This is a genomic window from Halobacillus sp. BBL2006 (assembly GCF_000786645.1).
GTDB lineage: Bacteria > Bacillota > Bacilli > Bacillales > Halobacillaceae > Halobacillus.
In genome coordinates, this window is sequence record NZ_JRNX01000234.1 from 1 (window position 1) to 2,934 (window position 2,934).

Consider the following 2,934-nt stretch of genomic DNA (forward strand, 5'->3'; position numbering starts at 1 on the left):
AGGCTAGACCCCACAGAGCGCAGCTCGAGGAGGCTGGCCGTCTTCCCCGCGGAAAGCGACCGGTTTCCAGGGCCCCATTCGTTATAACAAAAGTCTCGAAACTGAGTCTTCTGGAATAGGGAGCTTTAGTGAAAGTATGATTTTCTAAGTATAAGGTTACCGATCTTAACCCTAATTGTTACTTAATACAGTTCTTCAAATTAAAAAGCAGGAGCTGTAAACAGCTCCTGCTAGATCGTTTAGGATGGGAAACCTAAAATCGTTTTCGTTTCTAAATATTCTTCAATTCCGTGATCTCCCCATTCTCTTCCAATTCCGGATTGTTTATAACCTCCAAATGGGGCAGCGAAGTCAGCTTCTGCATCGTTAACTTTAATTCGGCCTGCACGTATGCTTGTTGCGACCTTCCTTAGTGCATCCTTGTCTTCCCCTACTACATAACCTGCTAAGCCATAAACGGTGTCATTGCTTATTTCAATGGCATCATCAAGGCCGTCGTACGTCAAGATAGACATAACAGGACCGAATATTTCTTCCTGAGCGATCGTCATGTCATTTTTCACATCGCTGAATACCGTCAGTCTTGCGAAATAGCCTTTGTCTATTCCTTCAGGTTTTCCAGTGCCTCCTGCAAGAAGAGTCGCACCCTCTTCTTTACCTTTTTCAATGTAAGACTGAACGGTGTCCCACTGTTTCTTGGAAACGAGTGGACCTACATAGTTCTCTTCACGTGGATTTCCTACCGGGAACTCGGATAGTACCTTCTTAACGGCTTCTTCAAAAGAATCTTTCATCTTAGAAGGGATAAGTACACGAGTAGCCGCAGAGCAAACCTGACCTGTATTTGTTGCAATATGGTTCACTGCAACTTTAGCAGCTTTTTCTACGTCCGCATCTTCTAATACAACCAGTGGAGACTTGCCTCCCAGCTCCAGTGCCACGTTCTTAATGGTTTCAGAAGCATTCTGCATGATTTTTTGTCCGACTTTTCCTGAACCAGTGAAAGATACGAAATCAATGTCAGGATGGGAGCTAATTCCATTCCCTATCACTTCTCCGGTGCCATTGACAAGATTGAATGCACCTTTTGGAACTCCAGCCGCTTCGAAAATTTCAGCAAGAATAATTGCAGCAAAAGGTGTGATTTCTGCAGGCTTTAATATAACGGGACTTCCAGCAGCGAAAGCACTCGCGATTTTTGTAGAAGTTTGATTGGTTGGGAAATTCCAAGGTGTAATCAAACCACTAACACCTATAGATTCTTTCACACGTGTATGCCCTCCTAAATCTTCTATGAAAGTAAATTCCTTCAGAGATTCAGTTGCCTGGGAAAAGTGGTTGTATCCCATCATATAGTGCACCTTTTCTGATACAGTAAGCGGAGAGCCTAACTCATCCGTAATGGTTTCTATAATATCATCTTTTCTCTTTTCGTATTCTTCTGCTATACGCTCAAGCATCTTCACCCGTTCTTCTTTAGGCATCGTTGAAAAGGATGGAAATGCATCTCGAGCCGCTTTTACTGCTTTATCTAAGTCTTCCTTGGTACCTAGACTGATTTTACCTATCACTTCTTCCGTTGCTGGGTTGATCACTTCTTCTACATCTGATCCTGTTGATTCAACCCATTCTCCATTAATGAAATGTTTCAAGTAATTGCGCATTGTATCCGACTCCTTGTATCTATAGTTGAATTTTCAAAAATTCATTTAACCTTTTGTCTGCTTCCACTAGTGAACATTACCTTTTTTACCCATAATGAAACCTGGAGTATGCGTTAGAGCATTTATTTATAAATAAAATTTCAAAGAACCAAAAAAGACGCACACTCGTTTGATGAACGTCATTTGCTACCAAAAAAACTGACTAAAATTAAAAGGGTTTGCTATTGGCAAACCCTTCATGAGTGTTATTCAGTTCCCTTGTTCGTTGCTTTTCCCTCTTGTTCTCCTTTTTCTTTTCTCATCGCATTCAAATCCTTTTTACTTTTGTGTTTCTTGTTTTTATCCTTCATGATACACCCTCCTTTCCAGCTTAGTTTGTCTCACAAGGACAAAATCATAAGGAAAAGACACCTTTACAAAACCCATTAAGATTTAACAAAGCAATTAATAATACAACACACGCATATCATTTAAATGACATTTCTTTAACATCATCAATTCTCCTCTTTCCCTCTGTTACACTGTGTGTGGAAAGAATGAAAGGGAGTGGGAACTTGATGAAATTCAGTACAATTCTTGCATTACTGTCAGTTCTGTTATTGGCAGGATGCCTCCCACAGTCAAAAGATGTAGAAGTCTTGAGCACACAGGAATCTTCTTATGAGCTTTACCTTTATATGGATCAGAAGGAAAAGGCAGAGAACTATTTGAGTGCATTGCTGGATTGGAAAACAAGTCAGATTGAACCTGAGGAAATCGAATTCAAGCAATCAAAAACCAATGTGGATCAAACGGGGTTATCCGAGGAACAACTCCCTTCTATCGTAATTAAAAAAGATGGAAAAGTGGTTAAACATATCACAGGGGATGCACCCATTGAAGATATTTTAAATGAACTAGAGCAATCCATTGCTATGGTTCAGTAATCCTCACTCTTACACATAAAAAAAAGGAGCAGCCAAAGTTAAACTTTGGCTGCTCCTTTTATAATGTATTATTTTACGATGTGAATCGGTTGTCCGATAGCTACTTCAGCAGCTTCCATCGTAATCTCACCTAGTGTTGGGTGAGCGTGAATTGTAAGAGCAAGATCTTCAGCTGTCATACCAGCTTCAATCGCTAAGCCAAGCTCAGCAATCATGTCACTTGCGTTCGGTCCTGCAACTTGAGCACCGATAACAAGATCATCATCTTTACGAGTAATAAGCTTCAAGAATCCGTCACTATCGTTTAATGATAGTGCACGTCCATTTGCAGCGAATGGGAATTT

The 2,934-nt window shown here is 40.5% G+C and carries 2 protein-coding genes and 1 pseudogene; 1 reads left to right on the top strand and 2 read right to left on the bottom strand.

Annotated features, from left to right (window positions below; translation table 11 throughout):
- Positions 1-239: 239 nt before the first annotated feature.
- Complete coding sequence (locus LD39_RS07875; RefSeq protein WP_035544919.1) at positions 240-1,664, bottom strand: aldehyde dehydrogenase family protein; 1,425 nt, start codon at positions 1,662-1,664, stop codon at positions 240-242.
- 557 nt (positions 1,665-2,221) lie between these two features.
- On the opposite strand from LD39_RS07875, the gene LD39_RS07880 reads away from it, so the two are divergent.
- Positions 2,222-2,590, top strand: a complete 369-nt coding sequence (locus tag LD39_RS07880; RefSeq protein ID WP_035544921.1) for a hypothetical protein — start codon at positions 2,222-2,224, stop codon at positions 2,588-2,590.
- A 68-nt stretch (positions 2,591-2,658) separates the two neighbouring features.
- Here LD39_RS07880 and LD39_RS07885 read toward each other — a convergent pair.
- A pseudogene (locus LD39_RS07885) lies at positions 2,659-2,934 on the bottom strand (dihydrolipoyl dehydrogenase); the annotation flags it as partial.

Bases quoted from the DNA above. Each gene is read 5' to 3' on its own strand.
- LD39_RS07875 (WP_035544919.1), bottom strand. From the start codon at position 1,664: ATGCGCAATTACTTGAAACATTTCATTAATGGAGAATGGGTTGAATCA.
- LD39_RS07880 (WP_035544921.1), top strand. From the start codon at position 2,222: ATGAAATTCAGTACAATTCTTGCATTACTGTCAGTTCTGTTATTGGCA.